Raw genomic sequence first — 22,529 nt, 5'->3', positions numbered from 1 at the left:
GGGAAGAACCCCGCCGCGGCGTTCGGTCCGAACGAGTGGCTCGTCGACGAGATCTATCAGCAGTACCTCCAGGACCCGAATTCGGTAGACCGTGCCTGGTGGGACTTCTTCGCCGATTACAAGCCGGGTGCTCCTGCCACCCCGGCTCCGGCGGGTACTGCGGCCACGGGGGCCGCAGAGACCCCCACCCCGGCCCCGCAGGCGCAGCCCGCGGCCCCGGCCCCCCAGGCCGCCGCCCCGGCTCCCGCGAAGCCCGCCGCGGCCCCTGCCCCGGCTCCCGCGGCCAAGGCCGCCCCCGCCCCGGCCAAGCCGGCGCAGCCCGCACAGGCGCCCGCTCAGCCCAAGGCGAAGTCCGCCCCGGCGGACCAGGCCCCCGACGGCCCGGAGCTGATCACGCTGCGCGGCCCGGCCGCCGCCGTCGCCAAGAACATGAACGCCTCCCTGGAGCTGCCGACCGCGACCTCGGTCCGCGCCGTCCCGGTGAAGCTGCTGTTCGACAACCGCATCGTCATCAACAACCACCTCAAGCGCGCCCGGGGCGGGAAGATCTCCTTCACGCACCTGATCGGCTTCGCGATGGTGCAGGCCATCAAGGCCATGCCGGCGATGAACTGGTCGTTCGGCGAGAAGGACGGCAAGCCGACCCTGGTCAAGCCGCCGCACGTCAACCTCGGTCTGGCCATCGACCTGGTCAAGCCGAACGGTGACCGCCAGCTCGTCGTGGCCGCCATCAAGAAGGCCGAGACGCTGAACTTCTTCGAGTTCTGGCAGGCCTACGAGGACATCGTCCGCCGCGCCCGCGACGGCAAGCTGACGATGGACGACTTCACCGGCGTCACGGTCTCCCTGACGAACCCCGGCGGCCTCGGCACCGTCCACTCCGTGCCGCGCCTCATGCCCGGCCAGTCCGTGATCATGGGCGTCGGCTCCATGGACTACCCGGCGGAGTTCCAGGGCACCAGCCAGGACACCCTGAACAAGCTCGGCATCTCGAAGGTCATGACGCTCACGTCGACCTACGACCACCGGGTCATCCAGGGCGCCGCCTCCGGCGAGTTCCTCCGCCAGGTCGCCAACCTGCTGCTCGGCGAAAACGGCTTCTACGACGGCATCTTCGAGGCGCTGCGCATCCCCTACGAGCCGGTCCGCTGGCTCAAGGACATCGACGCCAGCCACGACGACGACGTCACCAAGGCCGCCCGCGTCTTCGAGCTGATCCACTCCTACCGGGTCCGCGGCCACGTCATGGCCGACACCGACCCGCTGGAGTACAAGCAGCGCAAGCACCCCGACCTGGACATCACCGAGCACGGGCTCACCCTGTGGGACCTGGAGCGCGACTTCGCGGTCGGCGGCTTCGCCGGCAAGTCGATGATGAAGCTGCGGGACATCCTCGGCGTGCTGCGCGACTCGTACTGCCGCACCACCGGCATCGAGTTCATGCACATCCAGGACCCCAAGCAGCGCAAGTGGATCCAGGACCGCGTCGAGCGCCCGCACGCCAAGATGGAGCGTGAGGAGCAGCTGCGGATCCTGCGCCGGCTGAACGCCGCGGAGGCCTTCGAGACGTTCCTGCAGACGAAGTACGTCGGCCAGAAGCGCTTCTCGCTGGAGGGCGGCGAGTCCGTCATCCCGCTGCTCGACGCGGTGATCGACTCCGCCGCCGAGTCCCGCCTGGACGAGGTCGTCATCGGCATGGCCCACCGCGGCCGCCTGAACGTGCTGGCGAACATCGTCGGCAAGTCGTACGCGCAGATCTTCCGCGAGTTCGAGGGCAACCTCGACCCGAAGTCGATGCACGGCTCCGGCGACGTGAAGTACCACCTGGGCGCCGAGGGCACCTTCACCGGCCTGGACGGCGAGCAGATCAAGGTCTCGCTGGCCGCCAACCCCTCCCACCTGGAGACGGTCGACCCGGTCATCGAGGGCATCGCCCGCGCCAAGCAGGACATCATCAACAAGGGCGGGACGGACTTCACCGTGCTGCCCGTCGCCCTGCACGGCGACGCGGCCTTCGCGGGCCAGGGCGTGGTGGCCGAGACGCTGAACATGTCGCAGCTGCGCGGTTACCGCACCGGCGGCACGGTCCACATCGTCATCAACAACCAGGTCGGCTTCACCGCGGCCCCCGAGTCCTCGCGTTCCTCCATGTACGCGACGGACGTGGCCCGCATGATCGAGGCCCCGATCTTCCACGTGAACGGCGACGACCCGGAGGCCGTGGTCCGCGTCGCGCGTCTGGCCTTCGAGTTCCGCCAGGCGTTCAACAAGGACGTGGTGATCGACCTCATCTGCTACCGCCGCCGCGGTCACAACGAGTCGGACAACCCGGCCTTCACCCAGCCGCTGATGTACGACCTGATCGACAAGAAGCGCTCGGTGCGCAAGCTGTACACCGAGTCCCTGATCGGTCGCGGCGACATCACCCTGGAAGAGGCCGAGCAGGCCCTGCAGGACTACCAGGGCCAGCTGGAGAAGGTCTTCACGGAGGTCCGCGAGGCCGTCACGACCCAGCAGGCCGCCGGCCCCGCCCCGGACCCGCAGGCCGACTTCCCGGTGGCGGTGAACACCGCGATCTCCTCGGAGGTCGTCAAGCGCATCGCCGAGTCCCAGGTCAACATCCCGGACTCCTTCCACGTCCACCCGCGTCTGCTGCCCCAGCTGCAGCGCCGCGCGACGATGGTCGAGGACGGCACGATCGACTGGGGCATGGGCGAGACCCTCGCGGTCGGCTCCCTGCTGCTGGAGGGCACCCCGGTCCGGCTGTCCGGCCAGGACTCCCAGCGCGGCACCTTCGGCCAGCGCCACGCGGTCCTCATCGACCGCGAGACGGGCGAGGAGTACACCCCGCTGCAGTACCTCGCCGAGGACCAGGCGCGCTACAACGTCTACAACTCCCTGCTGTCCGAGTACGCGGTCATGGGCTTCGAGTACGGCTACTCGCTGGCCCGCCCCGACGCGCTCGTGATGTGGGAGGCGCAGTTCGGTGACTTCGTCAACGGCGCCCAGACGGTGGTCGACGAGTACATCTCGGCAGCCGAGCAGAAGTGGGGCCAGACCTCCGGCGTCACCCTGCTGCTGCCGCACGGCTACGAGGGCCAGGGCCCGGACCACTCCTCGGCCCGTGTCGAGCGGTTCCTCCAGCTCTGCGCGCAGAACAACATGACGGTCGCCATGCCGACCCTGCCGTCGAACTACTTCCACCTCCTGCGGTGGCAGGTGCACAACCCGCACCACAAGCCGCTGGTGGTCTTCACCCCGAAGTCGATGCTGCGCCTGAAGGCCGCCGCGTCGAAGACGGAGGAGTTCACGTCGGGTCAGTTCCGTCCCGTCATCGGGGACACGGCGGCGGACCCGGCCGCGGTCCGCAAGGTCGTGTTCGTGGCCGGCAAGCTGTACTACGACCTCGAGGCCGAGCGGCAGAAGCGGGGCGTCACGGACACCGCGATCATCCGCATCGAGCGGCTGTACCCGCTGCCGGGTGCCGAGATCCAGGCAGAGGTCAACAAGTACCCGAACGCCGAGAAGTACCTCTGGGCGCAGGAGGAGCCGGCGAACCAGGGTGCCTGGCCGTTCATCGCGCTCAACCTGATCGACCACCTGGACCTGGCGGTCGGCGCGGACATCCCGGCCGGCGAGCGGCTGCGGCGCATCTCGCGCCCGCACTCCTCGTCGCCGGCGGTGGGTTCCGCCAAGCGCCACCAGGCGGAGCAGGAGCAGCTGGTGCGCGAGGTCTTCGAGGCGTAAGCCCCGCGGCCCCGCGGAAGGGCCCGGTACCGAGTTCCCACTCGGTACCGGGCCCTTCGCCTGTCCGGCGGGGCGGGGCGGTCAGGCGCGCCGGGCGGGCCTCACTCGTCGTCCTCGTCGTCCAGCCGCGCGAGCCAGGTGGCCAGCCGCTCCACGGGCACCTCGAAGTCCGGGTTCAGGTCCACGAACGTCCGCAGCTGCTCCGCGAGCCACTCGAAAGTGACCTCTTCCTCGCCACGCCGCTTCTCCAACTCCTCGATACCGCGGTCGGTGAAGTACATAGGGCCACGTCTCCTGAGCAAACATCCGGCAACCGACAACAACCACCAGCGTAAGCGCCCCGCGGGAGGCGGGGGACCGCGTCCTCCGGCCGCCGGCCGGAGGTCCCTTGACTTCGCCGGAACGCGATATATCGTGGGTTGCAGGAGGACGCGATATGGCGCGTCACGACCGTGCCCGGCTCAGGAGGCCCCATGTCCGAGTGGTCCGTCACCGAACCCCAGAAGCTGACCTTCGAGGCTCCCGTGCGCGACCTCCAGGTCCGCGTCGTCAACGGCACGGTGAACGTGGTGGGCACGGACGAGCCCACCGCCCGCCTGGAGGTCTCCGAGGTCGAGGGCCCGCCCCTGGTGGTCGTCCAGTCCGGCACCACCCTCACCGTGGGCTACGACGACCTGCCCTGGAAGGGCTTCCTCAAGTGGCTCGACCGCAAGGGCTGGCGCCGCAGCGCCGTCGTCTCCCTCGCCGTCCCCGCCGACACCCGCGTCGAGGTCGGCGTGGTCGGCGCCGCCGCGGTCGTCTCCGGCATCCGCGGCTCCGCCGTGATCAAGGGCGTCACCGGCGACACCACCCTGGTCGGCGTCTCCGGACCGGTCCGCGCGGACACCGTCTCGGGCAGCCTGGAGGCCCAGGCGGTCACCGGCGACCTGCGCTTCCACTCCGTCTCGGGCGATCTCACCGTGGTCGAGGGCTCCGGCACCTCGGTGCGGGCCGACTCCGTCAGCGGCTCGATGATCGTCGACCTGGACCCGGACGGCCCCACGGACATCGGACTGACCAGCGTCTCCGGCGAGATCGCCATCCGCCTGCCGCAGCCGGCGGACGCCGAGGTGGAGGCGAACACCGCGAGCGGCACGATCTCCAACGCGTTCGACGGACTGCGGGTGCACGGCCAGTGGGGCGCGCACAAGATCACCGGCCGCCTCGGCGCGGGCACCGGCAAGCTGCGCGCCACCACGGTCTCCGGCTCGATCGCCCTGCTGCGCCGCCCGCCCCGGGACGACGAGGAGAGCACCCCCTGGGAGACCGAGCCCCCGAGGACCTCCGCCCCCGGCGCACCGCACCCGGCCGACCGCCACCCGGCCGCCCCGGGAGACAATTCCGTTCCCGGCCAGGACGCCCCCGCCGCCGAAGCCCCCGGCGGCAGCGGCGACCCGGCCGACGGCACGACCGACAAGAAGGTGCTCTGACATGCCTCCCGTCTTCGCCCACGGCCGCCTCCGCCTGTACCTGCTCAAGCTGCTCGACGAGGCCCCGCGCCACGGCTACGAGGTGATCAGGCTCCTGGAGGAGCGCTTCCAGGGCCTCTACGCCCCCTCGGCGGGCACGGTCTACCCCCGCCTGGCCAAGCTGGAGGCGGAGGGCCTGGTGCGGCACACCACCGAGGGCGGCCGCAAGGTGTACGCGATCACGGACGCCGGCCGGGCGGAACTCGCGGACCGCAGCGGGGAGTTGGCCGACCTGGAGCTGGAAATCCGCGAGTCGGTCGCGGAACTGGCCGCGGAGATGCGGGCCGACGTGCGGGGTGCGGCCGGCGACCTGCGCCGCGAGATGCGCGCCGCCGCCACGGAGGCCCGCCGGGACGCGAAGACGTCCGGGGGCGGGGAGTACGGCGAGCCGGGCGACAAGGAGGCCTGGAAGGCCGCCAAGGAGGAGATGCGCCGGGTCAAGCAGGAGTGGAAGGAGCAGGCACGGCGCGCCAAGGACGAGAGCCGCCGGGCCCGCGAGGAGGCCGAGCGGGCCCGCCGTCAGGCCCAGGAGGCGCAGGCCCGGGCGCGCGCCCAGGCGCAGGAGGAGGTCCAGCGCATCGCGCGCCGCGTCCAGGACCGGGTGCAGGACCACTTCACGCGCGGCGACTGGCCGAAGGGCGTCCGCGAGGGCCTGACGGAACTGGCCAAGGAGTTCGGCGACTTCGGCAAGGACGCCGGCAGGGAGTGGGGCTTTCCCCGCAGCACCGGATCCGGCCCGTCGGGGGAGCCGCACCACACCGCCCCGCCGGAGGAGGTCCCCGCCGAGTACGCACCCTCGTGGGCGCACGAGACCCCCACCGGCGACCCGGCCCGCGACCTGGACCGCATCCTGGACCGCTTCCGCGACGGCATCCGTGACGCGGCCCGCGACCACGGCGTCACCCCCGCCCAGCTCGACGAGGCCCGCCGCCACCTGGCCACGACCGCGGCCCGCATCACAGCACTCCTGCACACCCCCTGACCTCCCCCACCACCCGCCTCCGACAGAGCGAGCCGACGGGCGGGCGAATACCTGGAGTCCGGGGCGGCCCCTGAGAGATCAGGCTCCGGCAGAGCGAACGAGCCGACGGGCGGGCGAGCACCCGGAGTCCGGGACGGGTCCCGGGGGGAGCAGGCCCGGCAGAGCGAACCGAAGCGCGGGCGAACACCCCAAAGTCGGGACGAGCTACAGGGGGGCAGGCTCCGGCAGAGCGAGCGAGCCGGGCACGCGGGCGAACACCCCGAGGCCCGGAACGAGCCCCCCGTCAGGCCTCGACAGAGCCTGCCGACGGGCCGGCGAACACCTGCAGTCCCAGACAGGCGCAGGGGGCAGCAGGCCCCGGCAGAGCGAGCGAACCGACACGCGGGCGAACACCCCGAGGCCCGAGACGAGCCCCTGGGGCCAGGCTCCGCCAGAGCCAGCCGACGGGCCGACGAACACCCGCAGCCGAGACAGGCCGCAGGGGGAAGCAGATTCCGGCAGAGGAGCGAACCGACACGCGGGCGGACACCCCGAGGCCCGGGACGAGCCCCCGGGGCCATGCTCTGGCAGAGTCAGTCGGCGGGCCGGCGAACACCCGCAGTCCGAGACAGACCGCAGGGGGCAGCAGGCGCCGGCAGAGCGAGCGAACCGACACGCGGGCGAACACCCCGAGGCCCGGAACGAGCCCCCTTCCCCCCCTGCCCTGCCAGCGCGTCCGCCTCGGCCCGGGTGAGCCCGGCCCGCCGCCGCGCCTCGCGCAGGGCCCGCCGTACCGCCTCGCGCTCGGGCGGCCGGGCGAGCCCGAGGGCGGCCAGGGCGGACGCCGCCCGGCTCTCCTCCCGGTCGAGCAGCGCGAGCAGCAGGTGCCCGGCGTCCACGGACGCCGACCCGCCCTCCTCCGCGTGGGCGTACGCGCCCTCGACCACCGCCCGGGCGTCCTTCGTGAACCGCTCGAACATCAACGCCTCCCGTACTTCTTGTGCACGGCCTGCCTGCTGACACCCAGCTCCGCGGCGATCTCCTGCCACGACCAGCCCTGATTGCGCGCGTTGCGCACCTGTACCGCCTCCAACTGCTCCAGCAGCCGGCGCAGCGCGGCCACGGCCCGCAGCCCGACCCGGGGATCCCGGTCACCGGCGCGCTCGGCGAGATCGGTTGCCTCACTCATGCTGTCAATGTAGGTTGACACACCCCAGCAGTCAACCCAAGTTGACAAGACGGGTGCGAAGAAGGCGGGCCCGGCATCCGGACCCGCCTCTCGACCCGCCTCTCGCCCGGCCTCCCGGCCGGCGCCTCAGGAGTTCGTCAGCACGATCTTTCCGAACTGCTCCCCGGACGCGAGCCGCTCGAAGCCCTCGCGGGCCCGGTCCAGCGGCAGCTCCTCGTCGATGACGGGCCGCACTCCCGTCGCCGCGCAGAAGGCGAGCAGATCCTCCAGCTCGTCCTTGGTGCCCATGGTGGAACCGACGACCTTCAGCTCCAGGAAGAAGATCCGGGTCAGCTCGGCGTGCGAGGGCCGGTCGCCGCTGGTGGCCCCGGAGATGACGAGCGTGCCCCCGGGCCGCAGGGACTTCACCGAGTGGGACCAGGTGGCCGCGCCCACGGTCTCGATGACGGCGTCGACCCGCTGCGGCAGCCGCGCCCCGGGCTCCACGGCCTCCACGGCGCCGAGCTCCAGGGCCCGCTTGCGTTTGGCCTCGTCCCGGCTGGTGGCGAAGACCCGCAGCCCGGCCGCCTTGCCGAGGACGATCGCGGCCGTGGCGACACCGCCGCCCGCGCCCTGCACGAGGACCGAGTCGCCGGGCCGTACCCCGGCGTTGGTGAACAGCATCCGGTACGCCGTCAGCCACGCGGTCGGCAGACAGGCGGCCTCGGCGAAGGACAGCTCCTTCGGCTTGGGCAGGATGTTCCAGGTGGGCACGGCGACCTGTTCGGCGAAGGTGCCCTGGTAGCGCTCGGTGAGGATGGAGCGCGGCTCGTCGGGGCCGACGCCGTGGCCGGTCTGGCCGATGACGGAGTGCAGGACGACCTCGTTGCCGTCCGCGTCGACACCGGCGGCGTCGCAGCCGAGGATCATCGGCAGCCGGTCCTCCGGGAGGCCGACGCCCCGCAGGGACCAGAGGTCGTGGTGGTTGAGGGAAGCGGCCCGCACCGTGACGGTGCTCCAGCCGGGAGGGGCCTCGGGAGCCGGGCGCTCCCCCAACTCGAGGCCGCTGAGCGGCTGGTCGCGGTCGATTCGGGCGGCGTAGACAGCGAACATGCTGCCGACGATAGGGGCGCGCCGCGGCCGGCGGAACCAGGGCCGCCTGTGACACATGCCCTCTTGCGCGACGGCACCCTTGCGGCGCAGCGGTACGCCGGCGCGCACGCGAACGGCCCCGCCCTTGGGGGGCGGGGCCGTTCGGGGTGACGTCAGCGACGCGCGACACCCTCCGCCCGAGCGGCGGCGGCGACCGCGGCGGTGACCGCGGGGGCGACGCGCTCGTCGAACGGCGAGGGGATCACGTAGTCGGCGGCGAGGTCGTCACCGACCACGGAGGCCAGCGCCTCCGCCGCGGCGATCTTCATCCCCTCCGTGATCCGCGTGGCCCGCACCTGGAGCGCGCCCGCGAAGATGCCGGGGAAGGCCAGCACGTTGTTGATCTGGTTCGGGAAGTCCGAGCGCCCCGTGGCGACGACCGCCGCGTACTTGTGCGCGACGTCCGGGTGCACCTCGGGGTTCGGGTTGGCCATCGCGAACACGAAGGCGCCCTCGGCCATGGAGGCGACGGCCTCCTCGGCGACCGTACCGCCGGAGACGCCGATGAAGACGTCCGCGCCCGCGAGGGCGACCTCCAGCGAACCGGTGAGGCCGGCCTTGTTGGTGAAGCCGGCCAGCTCGCGCTTGACCGGGGTCAGGTCCTCCCGGTCGGCCGAGACGACACCCTTGCGGTCCGCCACGGCCACGTCCCCGATGCCGGCCTCGACCAGCATCTTGGCGATGGCGACACCGGCCGCGCCGGCGCCCGAGATGACGGCCCGCAGCTGTCCGATCTCGCGCCCGCTGAGCCGCGCCGCGTTCCTGAGCGCCGCGAGCGTCACGACGGCCGTACCGTGCTGGTCGTCGTGGAAGACCGGGATGTCCAGTCGCTCCTGGAGCCGGCGCTCGACCTCGAAGCACCGGGGTGCCGAGATGTCCTCGAGGTTCACTCCGCCGAAGGAGGGAGCGAGCCGGACGACGGTCTCGACGATGTCGTCCACGTCGGTGCAGTCGAGCGCGATCGGCACCGCGTCGACGCCGCCGAACTGCTTGAACAGGATGGCCTTGCCCTCCATCACGGGGAGGGAGGCCTGGGGACCGATGTCCCCGAGTCCGAGCACGGCCGTGCCGTCGGTGACGACGGCGACCACGTTGGACTTCCATGTGTAGTCGTTGACCAGGTCCGGCGTTTCCGCGATCGCGGTGCACACGCGAGCGACACCGGGCGTGTACGCGAGGGAAAGGTCGTCCTTGTCACGGACCGGCACGGTGGCCTGCACGGCCATCTTGCCGCCGCGGTGCAGCGCGAACGCCGGATCGAAGGAATCGAGGGGCTCGGCCCCGCCGTCCTGATCCGTACTGCTGTCGCTGCGAGGATTGACGATCTCCGCTGCCACTTTGTTTTACCCCTTAGCTATGCATGGTTTGAGGGTCGACCACTCCTGGTGAGGGGTGGGCGGGCACCGCGCAGGGCTCGATTGCGGATACGTACGAGCTGCTGCGCGACGGGCGCGCCGCACACGCGCCCTGAGCCCCGGATGAGGGGTGTAAAGAACCTTCATACCGGACGGACGGCACCCGCGACGAGTCCAATAGGTGCAAGGTCACATCCGGAAACGGGCGGCCGCCCGGTGGACCGGCCGGAGACCGGCCGGGATCGGCCGGGATCGGCCGGCGAATGGTGCCCGGCCGACGCGCGGCCGGTGGGCCGTAAGGGCACGAATGCGCCCGAGGAGGCTCGTGGGGCCCGGCGAAGGGGTGACCACATCCTGAGACACGCCGAAGATTTTCCGGCCGGAGCGCTGGATTCCCGCAGATGTTCGGCGGTGACGCACCAGGGTTGTACCGACCTGATGCGGTTCGGGGGTCACCCGTTATCCGATTTTGACATAGCGACGCCCCTGAATGGCGTAGTCCGAATGGCAAGATGCCGTAAACCCACGAGGTCGCGACACCCGAAGGTGTGTGTTTCCGTCGACCCATCGGCAACTCTTCCCATCCGCCGGAGGAACCACGATGACCGCAAGCTCCACCCGTCGTACGACCGCAGCGCGCTCCCCTCTGGCCGCGGCCGGTGCGATCGCGGTCGCAGGGGCCCTGCTGCTCACCGGCTGCGGTGACCAGACGAAGGACAAGAACGAGAACTCCGGCAGCGCGTCCGTCAGCAACGCGCCGCTCGCCGACAAGCTCCCGCAGGAGATCCGGAGCAAGGGCAAGATCAGGGTCGGTTCGGACATCGCCTACGCCCCGGTCGAGTACAAGGACTCCTCCGGCAAGGTCGTCGGCCTCGACCCCGACCTGGCGGCGGCCCTGGGCAAGCAGCTCGGCGTGACGTTCGACTTCCAGAACGGCACCTTCGACGCCCTGCTCACCGGTCTGCGCTCGGACCGCTACGACATGGCGATGTCGGCGATGACGGACAACAAGAACCGTCAGGAGGGCGTCGACCCGGACACCGGCAAGAAGGTCGGCGAGGGCGTCGACTTCGTCGACTACCTGACGGCCGGTGTGTCGATCTACACCCGCAAGGGCGACACCAAGGGCATCAGCACCTGGGACGACCTGTGCGGCAAGAAGCTCGCCGTCCAGCGCGGCACCACCTCCGAGGACCTCGCCAAGCAGCAGGCCAAGAAGTGTCCGGCCGGCAAGAAGCTCGCCATCGAGGCCTTCGACGACAACCAGCAGGCCCAGACCCGCCTGCGCTCGGGCGGCGCGGACGCCGTGTCCGCCGACTTCCCGGTCGCCGCGTACGCGGTGAAGACCTCCGGCGGCGGCAAGGACTTCGAGGTCGTCGGTGACCAGGTCGAGGCGGCTCCGTACGGCATCGCGGTGTCCAAGAAGGAGACCCAGCTGCGCGACGCGCTGCAGGCCGCGATGGACGCGATCATCAAGAACGGCGAGTACCAGAAGATTCTCGAGAAGTGGGGCGCCCAGGACGGCGCCGTCAAGCAGTCCGTGATCAACGGCGGCAAGTGACCCGCGGCACCCAGCGGCCACTGAGAGGCAATACCCGTGACTGACATCGACAAGACGGCGGAGCCGACGGACACGCCCCCGGCCGGCGCGGAGGCCATCAAGGCCATCCCGGTCCGGCACTACGGACGGTACGTCTCCGCCGTCATCGCGATCGCGCTCCTCGTCGCGATCATCTACGCGTTCGCCCAGGGTCAGATCAACTGGCACGCGGTACCGGACTACTTCTTCGACGACCGGATCGTGACCGGTGTCTCCAAGACGCTCCTCCTGACGGTCCTGTCGATGCTGATCGGCATCGTCGGCGGCATCGTCCTGGCGGTGATGCGACTGTCGAAGAACCCGGTGACCTCGGCGATCGCCTGGTTCTACATCTGGTTCTTCCGCGGCACCCCGGTCCTGGTCCAGCTGTTCCTCTGGTTCAACCTGGGCCTGGTGTTCCGCTACATCAACCTGATGCCGCTCTACAAGGACGAGTGGTCGAACTTCATGACGCCGCTGCTGACGGCGCTGCTCGGCCTGGGTCTGAACGAGGCGGCGTACATGGCGGAGATCTGCCGCGCCGGCCTGCTGGCGGTGGACGAGGGCCAGACCGAGGCGGCCCACGCGCTCGGCATGAGCCACGCCAAGACCCTGCGCCGGGTGGTCATCCCGCAGGCGATGCGCGTGATCGTGCCGCCGACGGGCAACGAAGTGATCAACATGCTGAAGACGACCTCGCTCGTGGCGGCCGTCCAGTATCCCGAGTTGTTCCGCTACGCCCAGGACATCGGCCAGAACTCCGGTGCCCCGGTGGAGATGTACTTCCTCGCCGCGGCCTGGTACCTGATCATGACCTCGGTGCTGAGCGTGGGCCAGTACTACCTGGAGCGGTACTACGCCCGCGGCTCCAGCCGCCAGCTGCCGCCCACCCCGTGGCAGAAGGTGAAGACCAACATGCTCTCTCTGGGCCGGCCCAAGGGAGGCATGGCATGACGGACAAGCTGAACAAGACGCAGGACACCCCGACCGCGGGCACCGTCCCGATGGTGAAGGCCGAGGGCGTCCACAAGTCCTTCGGGCACGTCGAGGTCCTCAAGGGCATCGACCTGGAGGTGAAGCCGGGCGAGGTGTTCTGCCTCATCGGCCCCTCCGGTTCCGGGAAGTCGACCTTCCTGCGGTGCATCAACCACCTGGAGAAGATCAACGCCGGGCGGCTGTACGTGGACGGCGAGCTGGTCGGCTACCGCCAGCAGGGCGAGAAGCTGTACGAGCTGCGCGACCGCGAGGTCGCGATGAAGCGCCGGGACATCGGCATGGTCTTCCAGCGCTTCAACCTGTTCCCGCACATGACGGCCGTGGAGAACGTCATGGAGGCGCCGGTGCAGGTCAAGGGCGTGAGCCGGGCGCAGGCCCGGGAGCGCGCCATGCAGCTGCTGGAGCGCGTGGGCCTGGACGACCGGGCCGGGCACTACCCCTCCCAGCTGTCCGGCGGCCAGCAGCAGCGCGTGGCGATCGCCCGGGCCCTGGCGATGGAGCCGAAGCTGATGCTGTTCGACGAGCCGACCTCGGCCCTGGACCCGGAGTTGGTCGGTGACGTCCTGGACGTGATGCGGGACCTCGCCGAGTCCGGCATGACCATGGTCGTCGTGACACACGAGATGGGCTTCGCCCGCGAGGTGGGCGACAGCCTGGTGTTCATGGACGACGGTGTGGTGGTCGAATCCGGCCACCCGCGGGACGTCCTGACGAACCCGCAGCACGAACGGACGCAGTCCTTCCTGTCGAAGGTCCTCTGACGCCTCGTCGCAGGTCCTGCGACGCCCTGTTGACGAAGGTCCTCCGACGCTCCGCACGGCGAAGGGCGGTACGGCTCACCCGTACCGCCCTTCGCCGTTGCCACCTGCCGTGCCGGCGGGACGCCCGCGCGCCCTACTTGAGGGCCAGCAGCAGGGTGTCGGAGGGCGAGCACCACACCGGCCGGGCCTCGGCGAACCCCTTCTCGCGCAGCACCCGGGCGTGCCAGGCGGCCGGCGGGGTGTCCCCGTCCGCGTGCTCGCCGTAGATCTCGAAGCGGCGGGCGGTCGGCTCGGCCAGGACCGGGTCCTGGGCGGCCAGCCGCCACCACTCGGCCCAGCCCAGGGTGCCGTCCCGCTTGGCCTGATCCATGCGGGTGTGGCGCTGGGCGCGCTCGGCCGCGTTGATCCGGGGCGTGGTGTCGTCGATCATGTGGTCCGCGTTCATGAAGACACCGCCGTCGCGGACCAGCCCCGCGACCTGACCGTAGAGGGCCGCGAGGGGTTCGCTGTGCAGCCAGTGGAGGGCCGTGGCGGTCAGGACGGCGTCGTAGGAGTCGTACGGCAGCTTCGCCGGCCAGTCGGGGTCGGTGAGGTCGGCGGCGACGAGGGTGACGCGGTCGTCGCCCGCGAAGGTGCCGTCCGCGATGGCGAGCAGCGCCGGGTCGAGGTCGACGCCGGTGCTGGTGGCCCCGGGGAAGCGGCGCAGCAGCCGGGCGGTGATGCTGCCGGTGCCGCAGGCCAGGTCGAGCACGCGCGGGGCGGTGCCGACGAGCGCCTCGACCATGTCGAGCATGATCCGGAAACGGTCCTCGCGGTCCGGCATGTACCACTCCTGCTGCCGGTCCCAGCTCTCCTGCCACGCTGCCCAGTCGGTTCCGGCGGTGGTCGTCATGGAAACCCCGATTCCCCTCGGTTCACGTAATACCCTGGAAGCACGACCGGCTGTTACCCGCCGACCGCAGACACGACGATAATGCGCCTCCGTAAGGACTACAAGTGGAACTGGCCTATTACTCGGATTACGCCGTCCGCCTCGTCAACAGCGAGGAACCGGCCCGGGGCAAGGACATCCTGACCACGGTCGAGGCCGTCCGCGACCTGTTCGGGGACAACGCGTCGGCGGCCCGCCGCGCCACCGACGCCGACGTCACGCGGTTCCGCTCGGTCCGGGCCCGGCTGCGCGGGGTCTTCGAGGCCGCCGACCAGGGCGACGAGACCCTCGCCGTGGACCTGCTGAACTCGCTCCTGCTGGAGTTCCCGGTCAGCCCGCAGATCTCCGGGCACGATCACCGCGACGAGGACGACCGCCCCCTGTGGCACATGCACCTGGCCGACCACCCGTCCAACGCCACCGCCGGGTACGCGGCGATCGCGGCGATGGGCCTGGCCTTCCACCTCACCGAGTACGGCGTGGACCGCCTCGGCCTGTGCCAGGCGCCCCCGTGCCGCAACGCCTACCTGGACACCTCCACCAACCGCTCCCGGCGCTACTGCTCGGACCGCTGCGCGACCCGCGCCAACGTGGCCGCCTACCGGGCCCGCAAGCGCCTGGAGGCCGACCGGTCGGGCAGCAGCGGCCTCGCGGCCGAGAGCGCCCAGCGCAGCAGCGCGAGCGGCGAGCGCTGACCCGCCTTCACCGGGCGGAACCGGAACCACGCCGTGCCCAGCACCAGCTCCTCGGGCACCACCCCGTAGTCCGTGCTGTCGCCGCCGGCGTACGGGTTGTCCCCGAGCACCCACCAGCCGCCCTCGCGCCGCTCCACGGCCCGCTTGACCACCAGCAGGTCCTGCTGGAACGGGTGCCGCAGGACCACGACGTCCCCCGGCCTGACCACGCCCCCGTACCGCACCAGCAGCTGGTCCCCGTGGTGCAGCGTGGGCACCATCGAGGGGCCGGTCACCTCGGCCAGTCCGAACGGCGCCACCGCCCTGTCCCGCTCGGTCTCCTGCGACGGCTCCGGCATCCCCGGCACCTCCCCGGTCCGTTCCTCCACCAGTCTCAGTCTCACCCTGGACTTTTGTCCTAAGCCCTAGGGGGCACCCGAGAAATCGCCTTCCACAGGGAGTAATGTCGCACCTGAGAAGACGATCACGAGGAAGGAATGCTCCATGCTTTCCCGCCTGTTTGCCCCCAAGGTCAAGGTCAGCGCCCACTGCGACCTGCCCTGCGGCGTGTACGACCCGGCCCAGGCCCGCATCGAGGCGGAGTCGGTGAAGGCCGTCCAGGAAAAGATGGCCGGCAACGACGACCCCCACTTCCAGACGCGCGCCACCCTCATCAAGGAGCAGCGCGCGGAGCTGGCCAAGCACCACGTCTCCGTGCTCTGGAGCGACTACTTCAAGCCCCCGCACTTCGAGAAGTACCCGGAGCTGCACCAGCTGGTCAACGACACCCTGAAGGCCCTCTCGGCCGCCAAGGCGTCCACCGACCCGGCGACGGGCCAGAAGGCGCTGGACTACATCGCCCAGATCGACAAGATCTTCTGGGAGACCAAGAAGGCCTGACCCGGCCTCTCTTGATCTCGTTTCCCTTGATCTCAGCCCGTTGATCCCGTTCCCGCGGCCGTCGGCCGCCGCAGGCCCGGGTCACGGTGAGAGCGGCCCGCCCGGCCCCCGGGCGGGCCGCTCCGGCGTCTGCGCGTACCGGTGGCCGCGGGCGGTCCCGTGCGGCGGTCCGTGAGCGCGCCGGGGCGTTCACGCTGACGGGCGTCGGGCCGGCGGGGCGCTGTGCGAAGCTGGGCGGGTGACCGCCCTGGAGGATCTGAGACGGCTGCGGCGCGTGCGCGACCGCATGGACCGCGAGTACGCCGAGCCGCTCGACATGACCGTCCTGGCCCGTGACGCCCTGATGTCCCCGGGCCACTTCCAGCGCAGCTTCCGCAAGGCGTTCGGGGAGACGCCGTACAGCTATCTGATGACCCGGCGCATCGAGCGGGCCAAGGTGCTGCTGCGCCGGGGCGATCTCAGCGTGACCGAGGTGTGCCTCGCCGTCGGCTGCACCTCCCTCGGCTCCTTCAGCTCCCGCTTCACCGAGCTGGTCGGCGAGACGCCGAGCGCCTACCGCGCCCGCGACCACGAGGAGAGCGCGGCGATCCCGCCGTGCGTGGCCCGCCGGCTGACCCGGCCGCGCCGACGCCTGTACTGAGGCGCGGCGCGCGGGGCGGTTCTAGGGTGAGCCCATGGACGTGAAACTCGCGCAATGCTTCCTCGCCGTGGACGACCACGACAAGGCCATCGCCTTCTACCGCGACGTGCTCGGCCTGGAGATCCGCAACGACGTCGGCTTCGAGGGGATGCGCTGGGTGACCCTGGGCTCCCCGCTCCAGCCGGACGTCGAGATCGTCCTGGAGCCGCCGGACGCGAGTCCGGACGCCTCCGCCGCGGACAAGCAGGCACTCAACGAACTCCTCGCCAAGGGCCTGCTGCGCGGGGTCATCTTCACCACGCCCGACTGCGACGCGCTGTACGCGCGGGTGCGGGAGTCCGGGGCCGACGTCCTCCAGGAGCCGATGGACCAGCCGTACGGGGTCCGCGACTGCGCCTTCCGGGATCCGGCGGGCAACCAGCTCCGCTTCCTCGAACGCCCCGCCGGCTGAGCCCCGCCCGCCCGTACACTCCCCGGATGACGATCCGCTGGACCTACGCCTTCGCCGACCGCCCGGCCACGCGCCTCGCCGACGCGTGCGCCTTCTGGACGGCCGTCACCGGCACCCGGCTGTCCGCGTTCCGGGCGGGGCCGGCGAGTTCGTGACGCTGCTGCCCGAGGGGACGGACCCGAGTGTGAAGCTGCAGGGCGTCGCCGAGGGGGACGGCGGTGCCCACATCGACCTGTGCGCCGAGGACGTACGGGACGTGGTCGCGCTCGCCCGGCGGCTGGGCGCCGCCCTCGTGGCGGACCACGGCGACTGGGCCGTACTGCGCTCCCCCGGCGGGCAGTTGTTCTGTGCCGTGCCCTGGCAGGGGGAGGCGGTACGGCCGCCGGTGGTCTCCGGCAGCCGGCTGGACCAGGTGTGCCTCGACATCCCGCCGTCCCGGTACGCCGCCGAGGCCGCGTTCTGGGCCGGGCTGACCGGGTGGGAGCAACAGGCGGGCTCCCGGCCGGAGTTCAGCGTGCTGCGCCCGCCGGCGGGCTTTCCGGTACGGCTGCTGCTCCAGCGGCTGGACGAGGAGCGGCCGGCCTCCGCCCACCTCGACCTCGCCTGCGCGGACGTCACGGCCGTCCGCGTCCGGCACGAGGGGCTGGGCGCCACGGTGGTGCGCGAGGGCGCCCACTGGACAGTGCTGCGCGACCCGGCCGGCGGCACGTACTGCCTGACCGGCCGGGACCCGGAGACGGGCGGTCTGCCGGCCCGCGGCGCCCGCGCCGCCGGGTGACCCCGGAGCGGGGCCCGCGGCCGGGTCAGCCCCAGCGCTCCACGTCCACCACGGCCTCGACCGGCAGCGGCCCGTACACGTGCGGGAACTCCTCCCCGCCCGGCTCGGCGGTCTCGTACCTCACCGGCGCGCCGACCTTGGCCGGATCGACCACCAGGACGACCAGCTGGTCGGGGCCGTCGTAGCCGCCGTAGAGGAAGCCCGCGACGGCCGGGAGCTGCTCGCGGGTGGAGCAGTGGATGAAGCCCTCCTCCTGGAGGGTGCGGCCCCGAGTGGACATCTCGTAGGCGCCGCGTTCGAGCGCCGCCTCCCACAGGCGGCGCTCGGTGATGTGGAGGATGTACGGCAGTTTCGGCATGCGCCCACGCTACGGCGTCCCGCCGGCCGCCGGCGGGTGCCCGGGGCCGCCGGTGCCGGGCCGGACCGGCGGTGCGGCGGATCCGTCGTCGGGCGCGGCCCGGCGGGGTTCCGCGGTCCGGCCGGTCGCCTCGTACCTCGCGCAGTCGGGGTTGCGGCACGGCCCGGAGCCCCAGACCGGCACCCAGGCGCCCAGTGTCTTGTGCCGCTTGACGACCGTCTCGACGGGCTGTCCGCAGACGGGACAGGCCGGTTCGTCGCTGTCCATGCCCTCAGGGTAGGTCGGCGGCGGTCTCAGCGCTCCCTGCCGTACGTCCGCACCAGCGCGCCGTTGCCGAAGGTGCGCACGGACTCCAGGGAGAACTCCTTGAGGTCCAGGCCGGTGCCGAACATCGGCATGCCCTTGCCGTAGACGAGGGGGTAGCTCTTGACGACGAGTTCGTCGATCTCGTCGAGCAGCGCCCCGGCGACCTGCGAGCCGCCGCACAGGAAGATGCCGAGCCCGCCCTCCTCCGCCTTCAGCGCGCGGACCCGGCCGACCAGGTCGTCGGCGATGATCTCGACGTTCGGATGGGGCGAGGCGCCGAGACCCCGGGAGGCGACGTACTCGCGCAGGTGTCCGTAGGGGCTGGTGATGCCTTCCCGCAGGGCCAGTTCATAGCTGGCCCGGCCCTGGACGACCGTGTCGAACCGCTGGTTCTCCAGGTGGTCGACGCCGAGCGCCTCGCGGACGTGGGTGGGCAGGGTCTCCGGCAGTTCCGCGGCGAGGAAGGCCGTGAACTCCTCGTCCAGGTAGCGGTACATCGCGGAGGCGTCACCCCGCTCGTCGCCGATGAATCCGTCGAGCGAACAGGCGACGACGTACGACAGCTTGCGCAAGCGGGACTCTTTTCGTGGGGTGGCGGGGGCGGGGAGCGGCCGCGGCGGGTACTCCGCTGACCGCTCCATCTGTAGTGGTTCATTTGTAGTACTCCAACTGTCGTGGTGCAAGAGTTTTTCGGAAACTCCTTCCGACGATCCGTGCCGCGGGCAGAGCGGGGCCCCGCACACCGGGCAGGTGTGCGGGGCCGCCTGGCCGGAGTCCCCGGGGCCCGCGCGGGGTCAGGAGCCGCGCGGACCGGGGACTCCGGGTCCTTCTCGGCCGCCGGGACGGGCGGCCGTCAGCTGGTGCGCCGGGTCACGAACTCGGCGAGGGCCAGCAGCCCGCCCGCCGCCTCCGGGTCGGGGACCGCACGGGCCAGCTCCTGCATCGCCCGGGCCATCCGGTCGGCCGCCTCGGCCTGCGCCCAGTCCCGGCCGCCGGCCCGCTCCACCGCCAGTGCCGTGCGGGCGATCTCCCCGGCCGCCGCCTCCCCCTCCCGGTACGGCCTGCCGTACAGCGCGGCGAGTTCGGCCGCCGCCGGGGTGCCGGAGGTCAGCGCCGCCACCACCGGCAGCGACTTCTTGCGGGCGGCGAGATCCGCGCCGGCCGGCTTGCCGGTGTGCCGCGGGTCCCCCCATATGCCGATGACGTCGTCGATCAGCTGGAAGGCGAGCCCGGCCTGGCGGCCGAAGCCGTCCAGCGCCGCCACCTCCTCGTCGTCCGCGCCCGCGTACAGCGCGCCGAGCGCGCAGGCGCAGCCCAGCAGGGCACCGGTCTTCGCCTCCGCCATGGCGAGCACCTCCGCCAGGGTGACCGCCTCCGGCGCGCGCCGCTCCAGGTCCGTGTCGACGTGCTGGCCCTCGCACAGCTCCACGACACAGGCCGCGAGCCGGGCCGCGGCCGGGACGGAGGCCGGGTGCGGGTCCTCGACGAGCAGCCGCAGGGCCAGGGCCTGGAGGGCGTCCCCGCCGAGGATCGCGTCGGCGTCGCCGAACACGGTCCACACCGTCGGCCGGTGCCTGCGCGTGGTGTCCCGGTCCATCAGGTCGTCGTGCACCAGCGTGAAGTTGTGGACCAGCTCGACCGCCGCCGCGGCCCGCACGGCGGCCGTACGGGCCGCCGGACCGCCGAGCGCGGCTGCGGCCGCCAGCACCAGCGCCGGTCTGATCGCCTTGCCCGCGTTGCCCGCCGCCGGGCTGCCGTCGGCGTGCTGCCAGCCGAAGTGGTACAGCGCGATCCGGCGCATGGCACCGGGCAGCGACTCCACGGCCGCGCGCAGCTCCGGGTCGACCAGCGCCCGGGCGCGCTCCAGCTGTACCGCCGCCTCCTGCGCGTCGGGCGGGTCGTCGGTGCCCTGCGCGTGGGGCGGGTCGTCGGTCTTCCGCCGCGGTTCCTCCGCCGTGCCGGGTCGCGGCACACCGGAGGAACGCTCTTCGGTCTCCGTCATGAACTCGGCCATGCCTCCCCCTCGCCGGGTCCGCGGAGGCCGGCGCCGCCGGCCCCGCCGGACGCATACCCCGAGGGCATACCCGCGCCGACGGGCGGGGACACGGCCACGACGTGCGCAGACGTCACCTCCACCGGCCGATCTCGACGTTCTCCAGCACGCCGAGGGCGTCGGGGACCAGCACGGCGGCCGAGTAGTAGGCCGTGACCAGGTACTTGATGATGGCCTGTTCGTTGATGCCCATGAACCGGACCGACAGGCTCGGCTCGATCTCGTCCGGGATGCCGGACTGCCTGAGTCCGATGACACCCTGGTCCGCCTCGCCGGTACGCATGGCGATGATGGAGGTCGTACGGGCCTCGCTGACCGGGATCTTGTTGCACGGGTAGATCGGCACCCCGCGCCAGGTGGGGATGCGGTTGCCGGCGATGTCGATGGTCTCCGGGACCAGTCCCCGCTTGTTCAGCTCCCGCCCGATCGCGGCGATCGCACGCGGGTGGGCCAGCAGCAGCTTGGTGCCCCGGCGGCGGCTGAGCAGCTCGTCCAGGTCGTCCGGGCTGGGGACACCGTCGTGCGGCTGGATCCGCTGGTCGTACTCGCAGTTGCTGAGCAGGCCGAACTCCGGGTTGTTGACCAGCTCGTGCTCCTGGCGCTCCTTCAGCGCCTCGACCGTGAGCCGCAGCTGCTGCTCGGTCTGGTTCATCGGCTGGTTGTACAGGTCGGCCACGCGCGTGTGGATGCGCAGCACGGTCTGGGCGATGCTCAGTTCGTACTCGCGGGGCCGCGGCTCGTAGTCCACGAAGGTGTGCGGGATGTCGGGCTCGCCGGAGTGGCCGGCCGCCAGCTCGACCTCCTTCTCGCCGTACTTGTTGGTCCGCTGCTCGGGGATCGACCGCAGCCGTTCGAGGTGGGCGCGCAGCGAGTCGGCGCGCTCGGCGACCTGCTCGAAGTCCTGGCGGCCGAGGATGAGCACGGTGGTCGGGGTGTCCGCGCGGACGGTGTACTCCCAGATCGCCTCCGGGTCGAGCAGCGCCTGCTCGCCGAAGTAGGCGCCGTCGGCGAGGACCCCGAGCACGGCGTCGTCGCCGTAGGGGCCGGTGCCGACCTTCTCCACCCGGCCGTGGGCGAGCAGGTACACCTCGTCCGTCCGGTTGCCGAAGTCGGCGATCACCTCTCCGGCCGCGAAGTCGCGCTGGCGGCACCGGCGGGCCAGCTCCGTCAGCACCTCCTCGTCCTCGTACGACCGCAAGGCCGGCAGCTCCCCCAGTTCGTTCGGGATGACCTCGACCTGGTCGCCCGTCTTCACGAAGGTGATCCGGCCGTCGCCGACGGCGTAGGTCAGCCGCCGGTTCACCCGGTAGGTGCCGCCCTGGACGTCCACCCAGGGCAGCGTGCGCAGCAGCCAGCGGGAGCTGATCTCCTGCATCTGCGGAACGGACTTGGTGGTGGTGGCCAGGTTCCGCGCGGCCGCCGTCCCGAGGGACTGCTGCGGCTTGCCCTGATCCGTGCGGACCTCTTCGCCTACCGACATAAAGAACTGCCTCCCCATGTATGCCCGGTGCGGGATCGCACGGGCACCGGTCTCACCTTCGAGCGTTCCAGTACGCACGGTGGTGGCGCCATTACCCGAAAGAGCGGGAATGGATCATCGGATAACTGGGCACGAAGAGGGATCCCGTTCCGGCCCCGGGTCCCCTCCGGTTGTCCGGATCGGCTCGCACACCGTACGAACGGCGCGTCCCCCGGCGTCCGGCCTCGTTGAACGGAGCGACGTCCGGCCTCGTTGAACGGGGAAGGACACCCGGCCCCGGTTCGGCGGCCGGACGGCACGGCACGAAGGAGTCGGGCATGGCCCCACCCATGTCGGCGAACGGATTCCTGCACGCGCTCAGGGCGGAGGGCCTCACGGTCGCCGAGGTCGGCGACTGGCGGCACCACAACCGCAATCACAAGGGCCCCTGGGGGCCGGTGCACGGCGTGATGATCCACCACACGGTGACCCGGGGCAGCGCGCGCACGGTCGAGCTGTGCCGCGACGGCTCCGGGGACCTGCCCGGGCCGCTGTGCCACGGCGTGATCACCAAGGACGGCACGGTCCACCTGGTCGGCTACGGCCGCGCCAACCACGCCGGGCTCGGTGACGACGAGGTGCTGCGCGCGGTGATCGCCGAGAAGGGGCTGCCGCCGGACAACGAGGCGAACACCGACGGCAACCGGCATTTCTACGGCTTCGAGTGCGAGAACCTCGGCGACGGCGAGGAT

General features: G+C 71.6%; 22 protein-coding genes and 2 pseudogenes. 12 read left to right on the top strand and 12 right to left on the bottom strand.

Annotated features, from left to right (window positions below; all coding sequences use genetic code 11):
• A partial coding sequence (locus IE312_RS13870; RefSeq protein ID WP_229899694.1) for a multifunctional oxoglutarate decarboxylase/oxoglutarate dehydrogenase thiamine pyrophosphate-binding subunit/dihydrolipoyllysine-residue succinyltransferase subunit occupies nt 1–3,747 on the top strand: 3,747 nt, incomplete at its 5' end.
• Nucleotides 3,748–3,848: 101 nt separating this feature from the next.
• On the opposite strand, the gene IE312_RS13865 is transcribed toward IE312_RS13870, so the two are convergent.
• Nucleotides 3,849–4,028, bottom strand: coding sequence for a DUF6104 family protein (locus tag IE312_RS13865; RefSeq protein ID WP_003992906.1), 180 nt, complete (start codon nt 4,026–4,028; stop codon nt 3,849–3,851).
• Nucleotides 4,029–4,220: 192 nt separating this feature from the next.
• On the opposite strand from IE312_RS13865, the gene IE312_RS13860 reads away from it, so the two are divergent.
• Nucleotides 4,221–5,216, top strand: coding sequence for a DUF4097 family beta strand repeat-containing protein (locus tag IE312_RS13860; protein WP_189981582.1), 996 nt, complete (start codon nt 4,221–4,223; stop codon nt 5,214–5,216).
• A 1-nt stretch (nt 5,217) separates the two neighbouring features.
• Complete coding sequence (locus tag IE312_RS13855; protein WP_189981580.1) at nt 5,218–6,237, top strand: PadR family transcriptional regulator; 1,020 nt, start codon at nt 5,218–5,220, stop codon at nt 6,235–6,237.
• Nucleotides 6,238–6,905: 668 nt separating this feature from the next.
• Here IE312_RS13855 and IE312_RS13850 read toward each other — a convergent pair.
• From IE312_RS13850 to IE312_RS13835, 4 genes and pseudogenes are all read right to left on the bottom strand, one after another.
• A pseudogene (locus IE312_RS13850) lies at nt 6,906–7,196 on the bottom strand (Clp protease N-terminal domain-containing protein); the annotation flags it as partial.
• The gene (locus IE312_RS13845) at nt 7,196–7,405 is read right to left on the bottom strand and encodes an HTH domain-containing protein (RefSeq protein ID WP_189981576.1); all 210 of its coding nucleotides are present in this window, start codon (nt 7,403–7,405) and stop codon (nt 7,196–7,198) included. The gene IE312_RS13845 and the pseudogene IE312_RS13850, both read right to left, overlap by 1 nt.
• 126 nt (nt 7,406–7,531) lie before the next feature.
• Nucleotides 7,532–8,497, bottom strand: a complete 966-nt coding sequence (locus IE312_RS13840; RefSeq protein ID WP_189981574.1) for a zinc-binding dehydrogenase — start codon at nt 8,495–8,497, stop codon at nt 7,532–7,534.
• 152 nt (nt 8,498–8,649) lie between these two features.
• On the bottom strand, nt 8,650–9,873 hold the full coding sequence (locus IE312_RS13835; RefSeq protein WP_189981571.1) for an NAD(P)-dependent malic enzyme: 1,224 nt from the start codon (nt 9,871–9,873) through the stop codon (nt 8,650–8,652).
• Nucleotides 9,874–10,492: 619 nt separating this feature from the next.
• Here IE312_RS13835 and IE312_RS13830 point away from each other — a divergent pair.
• From IE312_RS13830 to IE312_RS13820, 3 genes are read left to right on the top strand one after another with little or no spacing between them, the layout of a single operon-like run.
• Nucleotides 10,493–11,452, top strand: a complete 960-nt coding sequence (locus tag IE312_RS13830) for an ABC transporter substrate-binding protein (protein ID WP_189981569.1) — start codon at nt 10,493–10,495, stop codon at nt 11,450–11,452.
• A gap of 36 nt (nt 11,453–11,488) precedes the next feature.
• A complete protein-coding gene (locus tag IE312_RS13825; protein ID WP_189981567.1) occupies nt 11,489–12,424 on the top strand; it encodes an amino acid ABC transporter permease in 936 nt (311 codons plus the stop codon).
• Nucleotides 12,421–13,227 carry an amino acid ABC transporter ATP-binding protein gene (locus IE312_RS13820; protein ID WP_306419736.1) on the top strand — a complete coding sequence of 269 codons (807 nt, stop codon included), beginning with the start codon at nt 12,421–12,423 and terminating at the stop codon, nt 13,225–13,227. The genes IE312_RS13825 and IE312_RS13820 overlap by 4 nt, the downstream gene beginning before the upstream one ends.
• 133 nt (nt 13,228–13,360) lie before the next feature.
• Here IE312_RS13820 and IE312_RS13815 read toward each other — a convergent pair whose 3' ends face one another.
• The gene (locus IE312_RS13815; RefSeq protein ID WP_189981565.1) at nt 13,361–14,119 is read right to left on the bottom strand and encodes a class I SAM-dependent methyltransferase; all 759 of its coding nucleotides are present in this window, start codon (nt 14,117–14,119) and stop codon (nt 13,361–13,363) included.
• Nucleotides 14,120–14,223: 104 nt separating this feature from the next.
• On the opposite strand from IE312_RS13815, the gene IE312_RS13810 reads away from it, so the two are divergent.
• Complete coding sequence (locus tag IE312_RS13810) at nt 14,224–14,853, top strand: CGNR zinc finger domain-containing protein (protein WP_189981563.1); 630 nt, start codon at nt 14,224–14,226, stop codon at nt 14,851–14,853.
• On the opposite strand, the gene sodX is transcribed toward IE312_RS13810, so the two are convergent.
• On the bottom strand, nt 14,757–15,191 hold the full coding sequence (sodX, locus tag IE312_RS13805; protein WP_189981825.1) for a nickel-type superoxide dismutase maturation protease: 435 nt from the start codon (nt 15,189–15,191) through the stop codon (nt 14,757–14,759). The two genes, IE312_RS13810 and sodX, sit on opposite strands and share 97 nt — an antisense overlap.
• Nucleotides 15,192–15,336: 145 nt before the next feature.
• Between sodX and sodN the strand changes: the two genes are divergently transcribed.
• The 4 genes and pseudogenes from sodN to IE312_RS13785 all read left to right on the top strand — a co-directional run bounded on the left by sodN (nt 15,337) and on the right by IE312_RS13785 (nt 17,601).
• Nucleotides 15,337–15,732 (top strand): superoxide dismutase, Ni, encoded by a 396-nt coding sequence (gene sodN, locus IE312_RS13800; RefSeq protein WP_189981561.1) that lies wholly within the window; start codon nt 15,337–15,339, stop codon nt 15,730–15,732.
• 238 nt (nt 15,733–15,970) lie between these two features.
• Nucleotides 15,971–16,372, top strand: a complete 402-nt coding sequence (locus IE312_RS13795; protein WP_189981559.1) for a helix-turn-helix transcriptional regulator — start codon at nt 15,971–15,973, stop codon at nt 16,370–16,372.
• Nucleotides 16,373–16,406: 34 nt separating this feature from the next.
• Nucleotides 16,407–16,823, top strand: a complete 417-nt coding sequence (locus IE312_RS13790) for a VOC family protein (RefSeq protein ID WP_189981557.1) — start codon at nt 16,407–16,409, stop codon at nt 16,821–16,823.
• Nucleotides 16,824–16,849: 26 nt separating this feature from the next.
• Nucleotides 16,850–17,601 (top strand): annotated as a pseudogene (locus IE312_RS13785) (VOC family protein).
• Nucleotides 17,602–17,626: 25 nt separating this feature from the next.
• Here IE312_RS13785 and IE312_RS13780 read toward each other — a convergent pair.
• The 5 genes from IE312_RS13780 to IE312_RS13760 form a co-directional block, all read right to left on the bottom strand.
• Nucleotides 17,627–17,959, bottom strand: coding sequence for a DUF952 domain-containing protein (locus IE312_RS13780; RefSeq protein WP_189981556.1), 333 nt, complete (start codon nt 17,957–17,959; stop codon nt 17,627–17,629).
• A gap of 9 nt (nt 17,960–17,968) precedes the next feature.
• On the bottom strand, nt 17,969–18,226 hold the full coding sequence (locus IE312_RS13775) for a hypothetical protein (RefSeq protein ID WP_189981554.1): 258 nt from the start codon (nt 18,224–18,226) through the stop codon (nt 17,969–17,971).
• A 26-nt stretch (nt 18,227–18,252) separates the two neighbouring features.
• On the bottom strand, nt 18,253–18,837 hold the full coding sequence (locus IE312_RS13770; protein WP_189981552.1) for a dihydrofolate reductase family protein: 585 nt from the start codon (nt 18,835–18,837) through the stop codon (nt 18,253–18,255).
• A gap of 281 nt (nt 18,838–19,118) precedes the next feature.
• On the bottom strand, nt 19,119–20,279 hold the full coding sequence (locus tag IE312_RS13765) for a family 2 encapsulin nanocompartment cargo protein polyprenyl transferase (RefSeq protein ID WP_189981550.1): 1,161 nt from the start codon (nt 20,277–20,279) through the stop codon (nt 19,119–19,121).
• Between the two features lie 112 nt (nt 20,280–20,391).
• Nucleotides 20,392–21,798, bottom strand: a complete 1,407-nt coding sequence (locus IE312_RS13760) for a family 2B encapsulin nanocompartment shell protein (RefSeq protein WP_189981548.1) — start codon at nt 21,796–21,798, stop codon at nt 20,392–20,394.
• A gap of 317 nt (nt 21,799–22,115) precedes the next feature.
• Between IE312_RS13760 and IE312_RS39930 the strand changes: the two genes are divergently transcribed.
• Nucleotides 22,116–22,529: peptidoglycan recognition protein family protein (locus tag IE312_RS39930; RefSeq protein WP_229899692.1), on the top strand; the 414-nt coding region annotated here is incomplete at its 3' end.

This window comes from Streptomyces capoamus, from assembly GCF_014654935.1.
In the GTDB taxonomy this organism is placed as follows: domain Bacteria; phylum Actinomycetota; class Actinomycetes; order Streptomycetales; family Streptomycetaceae; genus Streptomyces; species Streptomyces capoamus.
The sequence above is the reverse complement of the archived record's forward strand: the minus strand, read 5'-3'. Positions and strand labels throughout refer to the sequence as shown.